The following is a 13,069-nucleotide window of genomic DNA, read 5'->3' as shown; positions in this document are numbered from 1 at the left end:
CCATACTTTTCTCTCATATCAGCAATAACAGCATCCGCAGATCGATAGTTACCCTTTGATGCAGATACTCTTGATTTCTCCAGTTTCTCCAACATCATTTCTTCAGACATGACAGCATACGGATTATGCTCGACCCGTTTTATCTCAAATGGGAAACCGTTATTTGCAACAGCTTGTGTCAAAAACATCCGAATTGTACTTGCCATTCATTATTCCTCCATTTCTTTTTTATTATCATATTACATATTCATTGCTGTTTCAGTTCATTTGTATTGATTTTGCATCCAACTACAACCATCCGCCCATTTTTCAGGCATTTGCGAGAAATGGCCTCTAATGAGCGTGGATTATCACAGGTGCGCTCGAATGATCAGCGCAACGAACGCCTTCGTTGAACCAAAGACCCGAAAATCGGTAAATAATCTGCTCGTTAGAAGTTTATGCCTTCATTTTAGCAGATTATTAAATTTTGCTAAAAAAGGAAAGGGATCATTTATCATTGTGCTGCGACGGATCATAGCTGTACCCGGAAGCAATCCGGACTTACAGACCGGTCCGCGCTCCCATCATTTCTGATGATCTTCGCACTTTCCGCTGATGTAACTCCCCGTCACAGGGCTGTACCTGAAGAATGCATATGTAGTTTTCAAGGATCGGAGTTTCGGAGCCGTTTGGCTCCTGACATGTACAAGTTTAGCGGGGGAAAATGTAAGATTTTAGGAACTGGTAATGGAGATTTACTATTGAAACTGTAGAGATTTGCAAAATTGATATCAGCCGTAATCTTGTATTGACAAGAAAATTATGAGAGACAAGTCAGCAAATATATGGAACAGAAAAGAGGGTGAAGAGCATCACCTGCATGACAGGTTGTTCTTCTCCCTCGTTTTTTTGATCTTACTTAGGATTGAATTCTCAACAGATTCCCACGGACTGCACTGAAAACAGAACGGTATTTCTGCTGTTCAGAAGCCAGACAGGCGATCCAGTAGGTGGCATGGGCTTCCGGATCAGTGATAGGAAGCGCCACTCTGTCCGGTGGCTGATAGCCGGCTTTCAGCATTCGGTCGGAATTGAAAAACGGCAGATTAGAGGCATCGATCAGCTCTCCCAAAGCATCCATGCTGTTCTGGATCAGCAGATCTGAGGCATTCAGCTTCTCCAGGGTGACGTCCATCCAAAATCCCACATGGGCTGTCATCAGGATGCGGAGACCCTTCAGCTCTTCAAAAGTGACACTGTCCTGCTTTGCCAGAGGATGGTCCTTTGCAATGGAGATATATAACTGTTCATCCAAATATCTCTGGCAGAACAGGTCCTTATCTTCTGGACAGTGATGCAGAACGACCATCTGGTAAAGATGGCTTCGAAGACCGGCAAGCAGCTTTTCATCGTTACTCACAATCTCAGTGGACAGGGTTTTTTCGGGAAGTTGTTCCTGCAGGATCGGCATCAGGTCATTCACCGGAAAAGGTGAACATGAGCCGATGCTGACCGTCCGGAGACTCCGGTCAAACGCCGTGACCCTTTCGATCATCTCCTGATTTGCTTCCAGAGCTCTTCTGGCATAGTCTGCCGCCAGTTTTCCCGTTTCATTCAGCGAGATCTTGCTGTTTTCCCTGATAAACAAGGATACTCCAAGCACATCCTCCAGCTTCTTCATGGAACGGCTCAAGGACGGCTGCGATATATGCAGTTCTTCAGATGCTTTTAAAAGCGTGCCGCAGCGGGCAACGGCTTCAAACTGCTCCAGCAGGTAGGATTCGATCAGCATGACATCATTTCCTCTCTGTTTTCTATCTATCTATATACGTCACACGTATACCATTATAGCCACAAAGCAGTGTACTTACAATGGATATCTCGATAAAATAGCATCATCAAGAGAGAAACAACATATAGCTGTCGAACAACGATAGAATCGAAAGGAGATAAAGACCATGGAATATGTCACACTGAATACCGGAGCAAAGATGCCGCTGGAGGGTTTCGGAGTTTTCCAGATCCCGAATGCCGCCGAATGCGAACAGGTTGTTTACGATGCAATCAAAACAGGATACAGACTGCTGGACACTGCCGCTTCCTATGGCAATGAAGAGGCGCTTGGAAAAGGCGTGAAGCATGCCATCGCTGATGGCCTGGTGACCCGGGAAGAGCTTTTCATCACCACCAAGGTCTGGATCACCGACATGAAGACCGAAGATTCGGCTTATGAGGCAGTAAAGACTTCTCTTCGGAAGCTGGACATGCCGTACGTGGACCTGGTCCTGCTTCATCAGGCAATGGGCGATTACTTCGCGGCTTACAGAGGTATTACAAAAGCATATAAGGAAGGTCTCACGAAGGCGATCGGTGTTTCCAATTTCTATCCTTTCGTACTGGTGAACCTGTGTGCCAACGTGCAAGTCATCCCCGCCGTCAATCAGGTGGAGCTGCATCCCTTCTTCCAGCAGGAAGATGCGCTGGCTGTCATGAAGGAATACGGCATTGCACCACAGGCATGGGGTCCGCTCGCCGAAGGAAAGCACGGGATCTTCAAGGATCCGCTGCTGACTGAGATTGGCGCCAGGTACGGCAAGACGGCGGCACAGGTCGTCCTCCGCTGGAATACCCAGCGCGGCGTTTCGATCCTTCCCAAGTCCGTCCATGTGGAGCGTATGGAGCAGAACCTGGATATCTGGGATTTCTCCCTTACGGATGAAGAGATGGAGCAGATCAAGGAAAAGGACCTTGGTCACAGCGAGATCATCAACCATTTCGATCCCCAGCTTGTCAAGTGGCTGCTTAGCTACAAAGCCTGATGACCGGACATGGAGAATAAGGAGCAGAATATGACAAAAGAACTGGTAGTTTACTTCTCCGTTTATGGCACGGCAAAGATCGTAGCCGAAGAGATCGCAAAACAGACCGGCGCGGATATCGCAGAGATCGAGCCTGTCGTACCCTATGACAGCAACCGGGATCACTACAACGCGCTGGCAAGACTCGCAAAGAAAGAACATGACGAAAATCAGAGGCCAGCGATCAAAAACGAGATCGACATCGAAAGCTACGACCGCATCTATATCGGCTATCCCATGTGGTGGTACACCTTCCCGATGATCATTTACACGTTCTTTGACAAATACGATTTCAGTGGGAAGACCATCATCCCCTTCAACACCCACATGGGTTCCGGAGACGGCGGCACCTACGATACAATCCGTGAGCTGGAGCCGAAGGCGATCGTGCTGACCGGCCTCCCGGTGGAGATGCGGGATGCTGAGAACGGCCCGGCAAAGGCAGTTGAGAAGTGGCTGAAGAGCCTGGATTGATCATAAGACAGGAGGTACTCATGAATCCATTTACCTACAGCTATCCAGTAAAGGTCTATTTCGGCGAAAAGGCAACGTCCAGGAATCTGGCTGCTGAACTGGCCAAGGTCGGTCAAAATGTGCTGCTGGCCTATGGCGGTGGTTCCATTAAGAAGAACGGCGTCTATGATGAACTGCTGGATATTCTGAAAGAAGCGGGAAAGACCGTGACGGAGTTTACCGGGATCATGTCCAACCCGACCTACGCGAAGGTACAGGAGGGCGCTGCCCTTGCCCAGGAGAAGAACATTGACTTCATTCTGGCAGTGGGCGGCGGCTCTGTCATCGACTGCTGCAAGATCGTCTCTGCCCAGGCGAAGCTGAATAAAGATATTTGGGAGCTGGAGTATACCGATCACAAGCAGCCGACGGAATTCATTCCTATGGGAGCAGTGGTCACTTCCTTCGGCACCGGCGCGGAGATGAACAACGGCGCGGTCATCACCAACGAGGAAAAGATGCTGAAATCCGCTCTCTGGGGCGCATTTTACAGCTTTGCGATTCTGGACCCGGCTTACACGATGACCATGCCGATGAAGCAGGTGATCTCCGGTGCGTTCGATTCTCTTTCTCACAGCATGGAGACCTACATGGGCTCTCCCAGAGAAGTGAACCTCTCTGACGAGATCAATGAGGCCACCCAGAGAAACATCATCCGGAACATCCGCGCCACACTGAAGGATCCGCAGGACATCCAGGCAAGAAGTGAGCTGATCTGGGCCGCGGCCATGGCGGAGAACGGAATCTTAAAGATCGGCAAAGCCACGGATTTCCAATGCCACATGCTGGAACACCAGCTCGGTGCCTACACCGATTGTAACCATGGACAGGGGCTGGCGGTGCTGCACCCGGTGCTTTACAGGCATATGATGCCGGAGGCAAATCACCAGTTTGCCAGACTTGCGACTGAAGTCTGGGGGATCGATCCGGCCGGAAAAAGCGAAGCAGAACTGGCAGAAGCCTTTGTAGACGCTCTCATCGCCTTTATCAGGGAGATCGGTCTGCCAACCACTTTTGCGGAGATGAACATCTCTGCTGATACCGACTTTAAGGCGATCGCGGATTCCACGGTCCTGACCGGCGGATGCGCAAAGAAGTTCACAAGAGATGAATTATTGGAGGTATTACTCGAATGCAGATAAGAAGACTATTCGCGGTACTGCTTGCCACGGTTATGGCATTGACACTTGCAGCTTGCGGAACAGGCAGCAACACGCAAGATTCTTCAGATAACACAAAAGCGCAGGAAACGACTGCGGCGGGTACTGGAAATGCAGACTCTGCCACAGCTTCTGATGCGACTTCGGATCTGCCGTCATCCGATCCTTCTGACACACAGACAGCTGATAACAAGATTCTGGTTGTGTATTTCTCCTGGTCAGGACATCTCGACAGCATGGCACATTGGGTGGCAGATGAAACGGGCGGGGATCTTTATCGTGTGACGGCAAAGGATCCTTATCCCGATGATTATAATCAGACTGCTGACCGGGCCAAGCAGGAGCAGGATAACGATGAGCGTCCCGAGATCATGATCGACCTTACAGAAGAACAGATGGCGCAGTACGATACGGTCTTCTTCGGTTTCCCGGTATGGTGGTACGATCTTCCGATGCCCATGTGGACATTCCTGGAAAGCTATGATTTCTCGGGCAAGACGATCATCCCGTTCTTCTCTCATGAAGGCAGTTCGAACGGTGCGGGTGCTCTGCCTACCATCGAAAAGCTGGCTGAGGGAGCCACAGTAAGAAGCGATGATGCTTTATCGATTCGAGGCGGAAGGGTTGACGGCTCGGAAAATGATGTCCGGGAATGGGTGCGGGGGCTGGACCTGGAATAACTGACTCCGTGCCGAATGGCGCGGCCGGCACGGAGAATGATATAAGCGCGCCGACGGAGATCGACTTTGGAGACGTGTATATCCGCGGTTTCCTGTTTGATAATGTTCTGCACAGCGAAAACGACGGGGATATCCATTTCGGGCTGTATATACCGGAAAACTATGATGGCTCCGAACCTTATGCGCTCTACGTTACATTGCCCGGCTACGAAGGGCTGTACTTTCAGGGTGTCGGCGTGAATATCCGCGCCGAAGATTACGGGATCGAAGCACAGAAATACAACGAAAAAATGATCATCGCTGCCCCGCAGCTGAACGATTGGAGAGAAACCTCCGCCAGACAGACGGTGGCACTGACCCGATACTTGATCAGCCATTACAACATTAATCCTGAGAAGGTTTACCTGAATGGCTATTCCGGCGGGGGCGAGACTGGATCCCTGGTCATGGAGATCGCTCCGGAGCTGTACACAGCCTTCCTTCACTGCTCTTCTCAGTGGGACGGAGACCTGGATCCCCTGGCAAAAGCCGGAACGCCCATCTATATGGTGACCGGTGAGAGCGACAGCTATTACGGCAGCTCTTCTGTGCGGGAGACCTATGATAAGCTCGTTCAGCTTTACCGGGACAAAGGCCTCACGGATGATCAGAACGAGAAGCTGGTCGTTTTAGACCTGAAAGACCAGGCGTGGTTCGACGCACGCGGCATCCGGGATCAGCACGGTGGCGGAGGATACTTTGCCCACGAAGAAGACATCATGAACTGGCTGTTTGGAGAACATGAATGAGAAAGCATATGAAGAAACTGCGAATGACAATTGATATCGCAATGACCATAGTCCTGATCGGGCTGATGGCATACTCGTTAATCGGCACATTGACTCATGAGATCCTCGGAACAGCGATGTTTGTCCTGTTTATTGTTCATCACATCCTGAACAGGAAGTGGTTCGGCGCGCTTTCAAAGGGAAGATACAGAAGCTTTCGGACTTTCCAGACGGTTCTTGTCTTCCTGCTGATCGGAACAGTCTTGGCGTCGGCCATCAGCGGGATCATCCTGTCGGAGCATGTGTTTACGTTTCTTCATATCAGCAAAGGTGCTTCTGTTGCCCGGAGCGTACACATGGTATGCGCGTACCTGAACTACATCCTGATGTCGCTTCATCTGGGATTGCATTGGAATGTGATGCTTGGTGCGATGCCAAAAGGCAAAGACAGGAAAAAAACAACTGATTTCGTACTGCGTGCGGGTGCGATCGCCATAGCAGCATACGGCGTATATGCGTTCATCCGAAGGCAGATCGGGGAATACCTTTTTCTTCGGACACATTTTCTGTTCCTGGATCCGAGAGAACCCATCGTCTTTTTCTTCCTGGATTATTTGGCTATCATGGGACTGTTTGTCTTTATCGGTCACTATCTGGCTGGATGGTTAAAAAGGCTGGATAAGAGAGGAGTCAGTAAATGAGAAGAATCATACTGCTGCTGTGCGTGCTGATGCTTGTCGGAATACTGGTGTCCTGCGCAAAAGCCTCAGATCAGCCTCAGCAGCAAACAGAACAAAATGAAACAGAGGCATCATCGGAGGACACGAAAGAACCTTCAGATGTCACCTTATCAGAGAATAAGGAAACTATGGAGCAAACAGGATATACAACCGCTGTTCCGTCTTCATATAAGGCCGCATCCGACCATCCCGGTACTGTGACCAGGGTGGATTATGATTCGAAGGATTATGTCAGAGACGGAGCAGCAATCACAAAAACAGCCTACGTTTATACCCCTTACGGCTATGATAAAAACGATGAAGAAATCCGATACAACATCATCTATCTGATGCACGGCTGGGGCGGACACGCAGGCGAATACTTTGAATACACTTCAACCAAAAACGTGTTTGATCACCTGATCGAAAACGGCGACATCCCACCGGTCATCATCGTATCAGCCACGTTCTACAATGATAACAGCGACACGGGTTTAAGCGGATCGATTGCCGAGTTCCGCCAGTTCCACCGGGATTTCGAAGAAAACCTGATGCCAACGGTGGAAGGAAGGTTTCACACTTATGCAGAGTCTGCTTCGGATGAGGATCTGAAGGCATCCCGGGATCATCGGGCTTTCGGTGGATTCTCCCTGGGCTCGGTCACGACCTGGCTGCAGTTCTGCTATGACACAGATTATATTCGTTACTTCCTGCCGATGAGCGGATCCTGCTGGTATTACGGCACTTACGGAGATTTTCAGATCGAAAGGAATGTGGACTTCATCGAACAGCTGGTGAAGGATAAAGACCTTGAGAGAAAAGGCTATTTCATATATCACGCCGTCGGCACACAGGATGCGGTAAAGAGCCAGTCCATCGCCATGGCGGAGGAAATGCTGGAAAGGTCTGACGTATTCACACCGGAGCATTATGTGTTCTACCAGAAGGACGGCGGCTATCATGACTTTGACGCCGTACAGGAATATCTGTACAACGCATTTCCGCTGTTTTTTCGTGATTCGGAAGAACCTCTTGTGATTTCCGGTGCGGAGCAGGCTGCAGCCTATACAAAGGATACCAGGATCAGCGATGTACAAAGTGATCCTGCTTTCGGCGATTACGGCAGGCTGCTCTTTCCTGTAAACAGCGGATATATGAGCGGTGATACGCTTGGGAGTCTTCGTCTTACCTGGTACAACTACATCGATCCGGACAAGACGGTGGAGATCGTGAATTACCTGAAGAACCATGCCGAAGCCGGGGAAACGGTTTTTTACGATATATACACCGACGCGGAAAAGGCCGCTGATCCAGCCAAAAGAGATACCGGTCTGTTCTTCTTCAAGGGTGATCCCGGTGCCAAGTTTGCCGTCGTAAACGCCGGCGGCGGTTTTGCCTACGTTGGTGCGATGCACGACAGCTTTCCCCACGCCTTGGAGCTTTCCAAGATGGGATACAACGCCTTTGCGCTGATCTATCGTCCGGGAGCACAGACGGCTTGTGAGGATTTGTCGAGAGCCATTGCGTTCATCTTCGAGCACGCAGACGAGTTGGAAGTTGACATTGCTGACTACTCCCTCTGGGGCGGATCGGCAGGTGGAAGAATGTCGGACTGGGTAGGAACATACGGTACGGAGAATTTCGGAGAGAAAGCCTATCCACAACCTGCAGCTGTCATTGTAAATTACACCGGACTTTCGGAAGTGACAGGCTACGAGCCGCCGACTTACAGTGCAGTCGGGACAAGCGATGGTATCGCAAACTGGCGGACGATGAAATCCAGACTGGATACCATGTCCGAGATGGGTATTCCAACGGAGTTCCATTCCTACGACGGACTGCCACATGGATTCGGACTTGGAACAGGAACGGTCGCGGAAGGCTGGATTGATGACGCTGTGGCATTCTGGGAAGACCAGATGTGACACTGAAGAAAGTGAGGAATTTTACATGAAAAAGCAAACAGCAGGCAGAGAACGTTTGGGAGAACTTGCTCCTAAATTTGCGGAATTAAATGATGACGTCCTCTTTGGAGAGGTGTGGTCGCGGGAATCGCAGCTGTCGCTCCGTGACCGCAGTATGATCACGATCGCGGCACTCTTTTCCGCAGGACTGTACCCGCAGCTGAAAAGCCATCTGATCCTTGGCAAGGAGCATGGTGTGACAAAGGAAGAAGCAATCGAAATTGCTACACAGCTAGCATTTTACTGTGGGTGGCCGAAGGCCTGGAGTACCTTCCCGATGATCGCAGAGGTCTGGGGAGAGGAAGATACGAAGCCAAACCTTGCATTCCCCATCGGTGAGCCGAACACGGCGTTTGCACAGTATTTTGTTGGACAAAGCTATCTGAAGCCTCTGACGATGGAGCAGGTACCGACCTTCAACGTAACATTTGAGCCTGGCTGCCGCAACAACTGGCATATCCACCATGCGGACAATGGCGGAGGACAGCTGCTCATCTGCATTTACGGAAAAGGCTGGTATCAGGAGTGGGGCAAAGAGGCGCGTGAGCTGTATCCCGGTGATGTAGTCAATATTCCTGCAAATGTGAAGCATTGGCACGGTGCGGCAAAGGACAGCTGGTTTCAGCATATCGCACAGGAAATTCCCGGCGAGAACATCAGGACTGAATGGTGTGAGCTGGTAGATGATGAACAGTACAACAAACTCAAGTAATCAAGAAGGAGAACATATGAGAACTTGGCTTATTACAGGCTGCTCTACCGGAATTGGACGAGGGATAGCGAAGGCAGTGCTTCATTCCGGCGATCAGGCTGTCGTTACGGCAAGAAATATATCGAAAATACAGGAATTTGAAGCGAAATACCCGGATACCTGTGCGGCTTTACCTCTTGACCTGACGGATGAGAGCAGCATGAAAAAAGCAGTCGAAGAAACATACAACAGGTTCGGCAGAATTGACGTGCTTGTCAATAACGCGGGATACGGTTATCGCGCTGCAATTGAGGAAAGCGAAGAAGACGAGATCGGACTGCTGTTTCAGACGAACGTATTCGGGCCGGCGAAGCTTATGAATCTGTGCCTTCCGAAAATGCGGGAGGAAAAGACGGGAATCATCATTAATGTTTCTTCTATCGGCGCAGTACAGGCGGCAGTCGGCAATGGCTTCTACTCTGCCTCGAAAGCGGCGTTGGAACTTGTCAGTGACGCAGTCGGAAAAGAAACGGAGCATCTTGGGATCAAGGTGATGACAGTGGAACCGGGCGCATTCCGTACAGCATTTTATGATTCCCTGCATGGGGCGAGTCGGGCGATTTCCGACTATACGCCGTCTGTAGGTTCGATGCGCCTTGAAAATATGGTAAATAATCATGACCAGAAGGGCGATCCTGATAAGGCTGGAAAACTGATCGTGGAGTTGGTATCGTCAGGGAATCTTCCAAAGAGACTGCCTCTCGGCAGTGACGCAGTACGGATTATCCGGGATGAGCTTAAGAGCCGCCTTGCAGAAGTGGAGAAAACAGAAAGCTACAGCATAACAACAGATTATTGATGGAGATATTTATGAAGAACAGAATCTTAGGAAAAGACCTGGAGGTGTCGCCTATTGGTCTGGGTTGCATGGGATTTTCCCACGCATACGGAACTGCAACAGATGAGGACACAGCCATTAACGCGATTCGGCAGGCTGTGGAAATGGGCTATACCTTCTTTGATACGGCTGAATGTTATATCGGTGAAAAGGCAGATGGGAGTATCAGCTACAACGAGGAGCTGGTAGGAAAAGCGCTTGCTCCATATCGGAATCAGGTAAAAGTTGCCACAAAGTGCGGCGTTAAGCATGAGAACCGCCAGCTTGTCCTGGACTCACGCCCGGAAACGATAAGAGCGTCCATCGAAGGCAGCTTAAAACGGCTTGGTATGGATCATGTGGATCTGTATTACCAGCACCGCATCGATCCGAATATAGAGCCAGAAGAAGTGGCCGGAGTCATGTCCGACCTGATAGAAGAAGGCAAAATACTTCACTGGGGAATTTCCGAGGCAAATGAGGAATATCTTCGAAGGGCACATGAAGTATGTCCTGTGACCTGCATTCAAAACCGGTATTCCATGATGGCAAGATGGCATGAGAACCTCTTCCCGGTTTTGGAAGAACTGAATATCGGATATGTGGCCTTTTCTCCGCTTGCCAACGGCATTCTGTCCGATGCCTTTGCAAAGGGTGAGCAGTTTGATAAAGCGGATTATCGCAGTGCTATGCCGCAGTATTCTGATGAGGCGTTTGAACAGAACAGAGAACTTCTTTCGCTGATCAGAAATCTTGCGGAAGAAAAGAACGCCACACCTGCGCAGATCTCTTTGGCGTGGATGCTCTGCAAGAAGCCTTATATCGTTCCAATTCCTGGTTCGAGAAAGGCAGAGCGCATCAGAGAAAATCTTGGTGCAGCGGAGATCGCCCTGACAGCGGATGAGGTTATGAGCATTGATAAAAAACTGGATCACATGGAGATGTCGGCAGTATTCGGTGGCTCTCCTGTGAAGAAATGATGGAGGAAATGAAAATGAGCATTTTATTTATAAACGCAAGTCCGAATAAGAATGGGAATACAGCAAAGCTGGCGAAGGAACTGCTTACCGGAAAAGAGTACGCAACCTTAAATCTCATCGACTATAAAATCTATTCCTATGGTCAGCAATATCCGGATGACCAGTTTAATGAAGTTATTGATGCGATCCGCAAGGCAGATACCGTGGTCATGGGTTCGCCACTGTACTGGCATAACATCTGCGGTCTTATGAGAAATTTCCTTGATCGCTGCTACGGACCGGTCGGACAGGGCGAGTTTGGCGGAAAGAATCTGTATTTCATCATGCAGGGTGCCTCACCGGAGAAATGGCAGCTTGAATCGTGTGAGTTTACCATGTCCCGTTTTGCCGGCTTGTATGGGTTTGCTTATAAGGGCATGGTAACGAATTCGCAGGAAGCAAAGAAAATAAATGTGGATTAATCGGTGGGCGGGGGCGATGTCGATATGATCTTGATAAAGGTGAAAGCGGAAGATGCTTCAATATCAATTATCTGCAGATGGGAGGGCTCTTTACAGCACTCGGCGAATAAGGAGGTCTTATGAAGGATTTTCAATTAAGAAATTTTTCTGAAATGGGCGTGGATATGTATTTTGATGGGGCTGTGTCTGAGCAGGATGTTACGGACATTAATATTGAAACTACGCTTAGCACAGCCGAAGTAACAGCTATCATGAAAGAGTGTATGAGAAAGTAGAAGGTGATGCAAATGAAAGTGTTATTGATAAACGGCAGTCCGCACCAGAAAGGATGTACTTATACCGCGCTTTCCGTGGTGGCGTCTGCATTGAATGAGGAAGGCATAGAGACGACAGTTTACTGGATTGGCAATAAGCCTATCGGTGGATGTATCGGATGTTTCCAGTGCGCGAAGAAACAGAAATGTGTGTTTGATGACAGGATAAATGAATTCACGGCTTTAGCGGCTGATTATGACGGATTTATCTTCGGTTCGCCGGTTTATTATTCCGGCATGAACGGAAGTCTCATGAGTTTTATGGACAGGGTATTCTTCTCAGCGTCCGCGCAGAATCCGCACCCGTTCCGCTTCAAGCCTGCGGCAGCGATTGTGTCTGCAAGACGGGCTGGAACTACGTCCGCACTTGACCAGATGAACAAATATTTCTTCCATCAGCAGATGCCGATTGCCACTTCCCGTTACTGGAACATGGTTCACGGCAACACGCCGGAAGAGGTTATGCAGGATGAAGAAGGACTTCAGATTATGCGCTACCTTGGCAGAAATATGGCGTGGCTTTTGAAACTGAAAGAAGCCGGGGATAATAACGGAGTCGCATTGCCCAAGCAGGAAGAAACCAGACTTGCAACGAACTTTATAAGATAAATACAACGAAATAACGAACTTTATAAGATAAATACAACGAAATACTGATTATTCAGACCTGTAGGTCATCTCTTCGGAGAGCCTGCAGTTTTTTTTATTTTGACGTTAGTAAAGATTCGGGTTGATATGTAATATAAAAATTTAAAGGAATATATTTACACAGCAAGTAAGTTCAATTTCTTGACATCATCATAGTGATGCACTCTCTTCGGATCACACGCTAGGAAGAGCTTTTCTACAAGCTCATCAACTGATAGCCTCATCCTGTACGCTGCACGAAATACGAGGTTGTAACGATTCAAATACTTGGTAGCCACACCCCGGTAGTCGTAATAACGGTTCTTGATGAAGCTGTGCAGATTGTTAACCGTGTTCACGTAGTAAATCGAGTAGGAGGCGGTGACTAACCGCCGTCCTCTCACAACACCGTACGTACCGTTCGGTATACGGCGCTTTCAATAGTTGACATGCACAGACTGATAGGCCGTGGCTAA

Annotated in this window: 15 protein-coding genes; 13 read left to right on the top strand and 2 right to left on the bottom strand. The window is 49.2% G+C overall.

The window, feature by feature from the left end; translation table 11 throughout:
- Together ACTQ3A_RS13460 and ACTQ3A_RS13455 are read right to left on the bottom strand one after the other, a co-directional pair.
- A partial coding sequence (locus tag ACTQ3A_RS13460; protein WP_441495150.1) for a type II toxin-antitoxin system RelB/DinJ family antitoxin occupies positions 1-206 on the bottom strand: 206 nt, incomplete at its 3' end.
- Positions 207-901: 695 nt separating this feature from the next.
- Positions 902-1,774, bottom strand: coding sequence for a LysR family transcriptional regulator (locus ACTQ3A_RS13455; RefSeq protein ID WP_441099361.1), 873 nt, complete (start codon positions 1,772-1,774; stop codon positions 902-904).
- A gap of 166 nt (positions 1,775-1,940) precedes the next feature.
- Here ACTQ3A_RS13455 and ACTQ3A_RS13450 point away from each other — a divergent pair, with 166 nt between their 5' ends.
- The 13 genes from ACTQ3A_RS13450 (at position 1,941) to ACTQ3A_RS13390 (ending at position 12,575) form a co-directional block, all read left to right on the top strand.
- Complete coding sequence (locus ACTQ3A_RS13450) at positions 1,941-2,801, top strand: aldo/keto reductase (protein ID WP_441099360.1); 861 nt, start codon at positions 1,941-1,943, stop codon at positions 2,799-2,801.
- Between the two features lie 30 nt (positions 2,802-2,831).
- The gene (locus ACTQ3A_RS13445) at positions 2,832-3,314 is read left to right on the top strand and encodes a flavodoxin (RefSeq protein WP_441099359.1); all 483 of its coding nucleotides are present in this window, start codon (positions 2,832-2,834) and stop codon (positions 3,312-3,314) included.
- A gap of 20 nt (positions 3,315-3,334) precedes the next feature.
- On the top strand, positions 3,335-4,495 hold the full coding sequence (locus ACTQ3A_RS13440; protein WP_441099358.1) for an iron-containing alcohol dehydrogenase: 1,161 nt from the start codon (positions 3,335-3,337) through the stop codon (positions 4,493-4,495).
- Positions 4,486-5,193 (top strand): flavodoxin, encoded by a 708-nt coding sequence (locus ACTQ3A_RS13435; RefSeq protein WP_441099357.1) that lies wholly within the window; start codon positions 4,486-4,488, stop codon positions 5,191-5,193. The genes ACTQ3A_RS13440 and ACTQ3A_RS13435 overlap by 10 nt, the downstream gene beginning before the upstream one ends.
- On the top strand, positions 5,166-5,981 hold the full coding sequence (locus ACTQ3A_RS13430; protein ID WP_441099356.1) for a prolyl oligopeptidase family serine peptidase: 816 nt from the start codon (positions 5,166-5,168) through the stop codon (positions 5,979-5,981). Before ACTQ3A_RS13435 ends, ACTQ3A_RS13430 begins: the two co-directional genes overlap by 28 nt.
- 8 nt (positions 5,982-5,989) lie before the next feature.
- Positions 5,990-6,661, top strand: coding sequence for a DUF4405 domain-containing protein (locus tag ACTQ3A_RS13425; protein ID WP_441099355.1), 672 nt, complete (start codon positions 5,990-5,992; stop codon positions 6,659-6,661).
- The gene (locus tag ACTQ3A_RS13420) at positions 6,658-8,604 is read left to right on the top strand and encodes an alpha/beta hydrolase-fold protein (protein ID WP_441099354.1); all 1,947 of its coding nucleotides are present in this window, start codon (positions 6,658-6,660) and stop codon (positions 8,602-8,604) included. Before ACTQ3A_RS13425 ends, ACTQ3A_RS13420 begins: the two co-directional genes overlap by 4 nt.
- Positions 8,605-8,629: 25 nt before the next feature.
- Positions 8,630-9,355, top strand: coding sequence for a carboxymuconolactone decarboxylase family protein (locus tag ACTQ3A_RS13415; RefSeq protein ID WP_441495149.1), 726 nt, complete (start codon positions 8,630-8,632; stop codon positions 9,353-9,355).
- 16 nt (positions 9,356-9,371) lie between these two features.
- Positions 9,372-10,193, top strand: a complete 822-nt coding sequence (locus ACTQ3A_RS13410) for an SDR family NAD(P)-dependent oxidoreductase (protein WP_441495148.1) — start codon at positions 9,372-9,374, stop codon at positions 10,191-10,193.
- Between the two features lie 11 nt (positions 10,194-10,204).
- On the top strand, positions 10,205-11,191 hold the full coding sequence (locus ACTQ3A_RS13405) for an aldo/keto reductase (RefSeq protein ID WP_441495147.1): 987 nt from the start codon (positions 10,205-10,207) through the stop codon (positions 11,189-11,191).
- 14 nt (positions 11,192-11,205) lie between these two features.
- Positions 11,206-11,652, top strand: a complete 447-nt coding sequence (locus ACTQ3A_RS13400; protein ID WP_441099350.1) for a flavodoxin family protein — start codon at positions 11,206-11,208, stop codon at positions 11,650-11,652.
- A gap of 119 nt (positions 11,653-11,771) precedes the next feature.
- Positions 11,772-11,927, top strand: a complete 156-nt coding sequence (locus ACTQ3A_RS13395) for a hypothetical protein (RefSeq protein WP_441099349.1) — start codon at positions 11,772-11,774, stop codon at positions 11,925-11,927.
- 12 nt (positions 11,928-11,939) lie between these two features.
- Positions 11,940-12,575: a flavodoxin family protein gene (locus tag ACTQ3A_RS13390; protein ID WP_441495146.1), complete on the top strand. Its 636-nt coding sequence runs from the start codon at positions 11,940-11,942 to the stop codon at positions 12,573-12,575.
- Positions 12,576-13,069: the final 494 nt, after the last annotated feature.

The organism is Bilifractor sp. LCP21S3_F8 (assembly GCF_052117805.1).
Lineage (GTDB): Bacteria > Bacillota > Clostridia > Lachnospirales > Lachnospiraceae > Bilifractor.
The sequence above is the reverse complement of the archived record's forward strand: the minus strand, read 5'-3'. Positions and strand labels throughout refer to the sequence as shown.